Genomic DNA, 3,507 nt, shown 5'->3' with positions numbered 1-3,507 from the left:
CCGGTGTAGAAGAGCATCGCGCCCTTGCGTGCGACGACCCCTCCTGCCTGCTGGACGTTGACCTTGACGACCTTGCTGTTGATCTTCTCGAAGACCATGGCGCACTCACCGTTCCGCCGGCTGGATGGACACGACCCCGGAACCCTGCCACCGCAGCGAGAAGGCCTCCCCGCCACCCGCGCCGACCATGTCCCGCCAGCTCACGTCGGTGACGAACGACTGCTGCAGTTGGCCTTTCGCCGAGACGAACGCATCCGGGTCGACGACCAGTGGCAGGTTCGGGTTCACCTCGAGGTGGATCAACGGTCCACCGGCCGAGAGCAGCGCCACCTGCCCCGTACCGGTGACCGTGGTGGTGAACAACCCCTGACCGCTGCTCATCCCGCCGAGACCGGCGAAGGTCACATTGGTCTGCAGGTTGCCCGCCATGGCGAGCAGCTGCTGCGACTCGACCTGGATGGTCTCGTTGTTCAGCTGCAACACACTGACGTACTGCCCGTTGACGGCCAGGTGCACCACTCCGGATCCGCTGCACTCCATCAGCGACAGGCTCTCACCGGTGGCGCGCTGCTTGAGGCCGGCCAGGACCCCGGAACCGCCACCGAAGCCGGCCGACTTGAACGCCACCGTGCCCTGATAGGCCACCATCGATCCGGAGATCGCCCGGACCGAACTGTTGCCGAGGCGCGCCTCGACGATCCGTTTCGAATGCTCGACCAGCTCGCCCATCGGTGCTCCTGATTCGCCCGCGCAGTTTGTTCGACACGTCGCATTTCGAAGTCATCGTAGAAGCCCCGCCCGCGGTTGTGGAGGTCAACGGCGCATTTACCGGACGCCCACCGCGACGGGAGTTGACCGAGCGCTTGGTCGGATACCGGTACGGTGGCGGGCGTGAACAGCTCAGTGGTGGTGGCCGTCGGGATCGTGGCCACGGTGGTGGCGATCGTCGGGTACGTCGGATATCGACGTCAGGAGGGGGCGCGTCTGGATCGTGAGGCCGCACTCGCCTCTCGTCTGCGTGAACTCGCCGGTGGGGACCCGGTGCGGCTGGCCGCGGTCGACGAGTTCGAGACCCGGATCTATCAGCGGCTCTTCGGGGTCTCCACCGTGTCGCCGCGGGTGACCGCGGCCGCGTGGGCGTTCCTCGGCACGGTGTTGTCGACGGTCGGTCTGCTGGCGGCCGAACCGGTCGACGGTGTGCTCTACGACGTGGTGTTCTACCTGTTGGTCGCGTTCGCGGTGATCTTCGGGATCGCGTTCCTCGTGCTCCTGGTGCTCGCCATGTACGCGGCGACGAGTCTGCCCCGGATCTCGTTCGAGGACTCCTACGCCGAGGAACCCGATTCGGCGAGCACCGATCCCGCGTCCACCGGGTCGGCGGAGACCGACTGATCGGAGCATCCGAAGCGACGTCGGTAGGCGGTCGGCGACACCCCGACCGCGGCGCTGAAGTGGTGGCGGAGCAGGGTGGCCGAACCGAAGCCGACGCGCGTCGCCACGTCCTCGATGCCGATGTCGGTCGATTCCAACAGGTTTCGGGCGTGCAGCACCCGCTGTTCGGTGAGCCACCGGTGTGGACTGGTCCCCACCTCGTCGGCGAAGCGCCGGGCGAAGGTCCGCGCCGACATGTGGGCCCGTCGGGCGAGGTCGCCGACGGTGATGTCGGTGTCGAGGTTCTCCAGCATCCACGAGAGCACGGCCCCGAAACCGTCGGTGGAGCAGTCCGGAACGGGGGCGGCGACATACTGCCGCTGTCCTCCGTCGCGATGTGGGGGCACCACCATCCGCCGGGCGATCGCGTTGGCCACGGCCGGTCCGTGCTCCTCGCGCACCAGGTGCAGGCAGGCGTCGATACCGGCCGCGGTGCCCGCGCTGGTGATCACCGGGTACTCGTCGACGAACAGCACGTCGGTGTCGACGATGGTGTCGGGGAAGGCCGCGGCGAGCGCCGCCCCGTGCTTCCAGTGCGTCGTGCAGCGTTTGCCGTCGAGCAGGCCGGTGGCTGCGATGAGGAACGCGCCGGTGCACACCGACAGCAGCCGTCCACCGCGGTCGACGACCTCCAGCAGGGTTCGCACCACCTCGTCGAGGTGCTCGCTCTCGGCCGGTCCGCCCGGGATGGCGACGAGATCGGCGCCCAGCGCCGCCGACAGCGGGTGGGGCGCGATCACGAACGCACCGTTCCCGCTGTTCAGCGGAACGCCCGGGGTCGGCGAGCAGATCAGCAACTCGAACGCGGGTACACCGTCCTCGGTGCGATCGAGCCCGAAGACCTCGTGGATGACGCCGTACTCGAACAGGGCCACCGGTTCCTGGACGATCACCGCGACGGTTTTCAACATGACCCCAGTGTGGCAGAAACTTTGCCAACAATGGCCATGCTGCCACTGGTGGCACGATCTCGATGATCGCATAGTTCCTGTCATGACCATCGCCGTGATACTCATCCCCGTCCTCGTCGTCGCCTTCGTCGCGGTCTACCGCAACCAGCTCGACACCGCCCACCTCTCCCGGGTCCCGTTCGGCTTCGACCACGAGTTCGGCCCCGATTCCAACCGGATCCGCGAAGAACTGGCAATACTGACGAGAACCGACGAAGTGGTTGCGGCGCAACGTCACAGTGCGCTTCGATGAACTGGTAATTCTCTGCCCGGCCAGCCAGGAGTTCCCCGTGGTGTTCCACCGACAGATGTTCGCTGCCGTGATCGGCGCCCTGGCCCTCTCGGTGGTCACCCCGGTGATGGCCTCCGCTGCACCGGCACCGGTCGAGTACGCCAACCTCGGTGACAGCTACAGCGCCGGATCCGGTGTGCTGCCGCCGGCGCCCGGCGCTCCGTTGCCGTGCGCCCGATCGCAGAACAATTTCTCGCACATCGTCGCCGCGCGGCGCGGCTACCGGCTCACCGACGCGAGTTGTGGGTCGGCGCGCACGGCGGACTTCTACGGTCCGCAGGCCGGTGTGCCCGGCACCCAGGCGCAGTTGAACGCGGTCCGTCCGACCACCGACATCGTCACCGTGATGATGGGCGGCAACGACTCCGGGACCTTCGGTGGCACGCTGCAGCGGTGTATCCGCGCCGCGCTGACCACACCGGGTGTGGCCGACCCCTGCCGCAGGCAGTACGGCCAGTCCCTGATCGCTCCGATCGCAGCCCGTACGCAGCCCGCGTTGACACGGGGGTTGCGGGCCATCCGCGCCAAGGCGCCCCGGGCGCGCATCTTCGTCGTCGGCTACCCGTCGGTGTTCCCGCGCTCCGGGAACTGTTCCGGCGGCTTCCTGATCGCCCCGGGTGACACGCCCTATGTCCGCAGCGTCGCCGACGCGCTGAACCTCGCGGTGCGCCGCGCCGCCGAGGCGACCGGTGCGACCTTCGTCGACATGGCCCCGGCGTCGGTGGGGCACACCGCCTGCACGCCACCGGGTGTCCGGTACGTCGAGCCGATTCTCGGTACGACGCAGCTCATCCCGGCCCATCCGAACGCACGCGGTGAGCGCGCGATCGCGAC

The 3,507-nt window shown here is 68.1% G+C and carries 5 protein-coding genes and 1 pseudogene; 3 read left to right on the top strand and 3 right to left on the bottom strand.

Translation table 11 applies throughout. From position 1 onward, the window contains the following. Positions 1-98, bottom strand: a pseudogene (locus tag JHC79_RS23860) (AIM24 family protein); the annotation flags it as partial. 7 nt (positions 99-105) lie between these two features. Next, entirely contained in the window at positions 106-729 is a 624-nt protein-coding gene (locus tag JHC79_RS23025; protein ID WP_296395288.1) for an AIM24 family protein, read from the bottom strand. Positions 730-891: 162 nt separating this feature from the next. Between JHC79_RS23025 and JHC79_RS23020 the strand changes: the two genes are divergently transcribed. Next, positions 892-1,392 (top strand): hypothetical protein, encoded by a 501-nt coding sequence (locus JHC79_RS23020; RefSeq protein ID WP_296395285.1) that lies wholly within the window; start codon positions 892-894, stop codon positions 1,390-1,392. Here JHC79_RS23020 and JHC79_RS23015 read toward each other — a convergent pair. After that, the gene (locus JHC79_RS23015) at positions 1,326-2,342 is read right to left on the bottom strand and encodes a helix-turn-helix domain-containing protein (protein ID WP_296395283.1); all 1,017 of its coding nucleotides are present in this window, start codon (positions 2,340-2,342) and stop codon (positions 1,326-1,328) included. The genes JHC79_RS23020 and JHC79_RS23015 overlap by 67 nt on opposite strands. An 82-nt stretch (positions 2,343-2,424) precedes the next feature. Between JHC79_RS23015 and JHC79_RS23010 the strand changes: the two genes are divergently transcribed. Beyond that, the gene (locus JHC79_RS23010; protein WP_296395281.1) at positions 2,425-2,634 is read left to right on the top strand and encodes a hypothetical protein; all 210 of its coding nucleotides are present in this window, start codon (positions 2,425-2,427) and stop codon (positions 2,632-2,634) included. Next, the coding region (locus JHC79_RS23005) for an SGNH/GDSL hydrolase family protein (RefSeq protein WP_296395279.1) at positions 2,621-3,507 on the top strand (887 nt) is incomplete at its 3' end. The genes JHC79_RS23010 and JHC79_RS23005, both read left to right, overlap by 14 nt.

The sequence above is a fragment of the Williamsia sp. genome, from assembly GCF_016462415.1.
GTDB lineage: Bacteria > Actinomycetota > Actinomycetes > Mycobacteriales > Mycobacteriaceae > Williamsia_A.
Note: the sequence above shows the minus strand (reverse complement) of the source record. Positions and strands in the feature narration are given on the sequence as shown.

Coding starts and splice junctions, on each gene's coding strand:
- JHC79_RS23015 (WP_296395283.1), bottom strand. CDS start 2,342: ATGTTGAAAACCGTCGCGGTGATCGTCCAGGAACCGGTGGCCCTGTTC.
- JHC79_RS23010 (WP_296395281.1), top strand. CDS start 2,425: ATGACCATCGCCGTGATACTCATCCCCGTCCTCGTCGTCGCCTTCGTC.
- JHC79_RS23025 (WP_296395288.1), bottom strand. CDS start 729: ATGGGCGAGCTGGTCGAGCATTCGAAACGGATCGTCGAGGCGCGCCTC.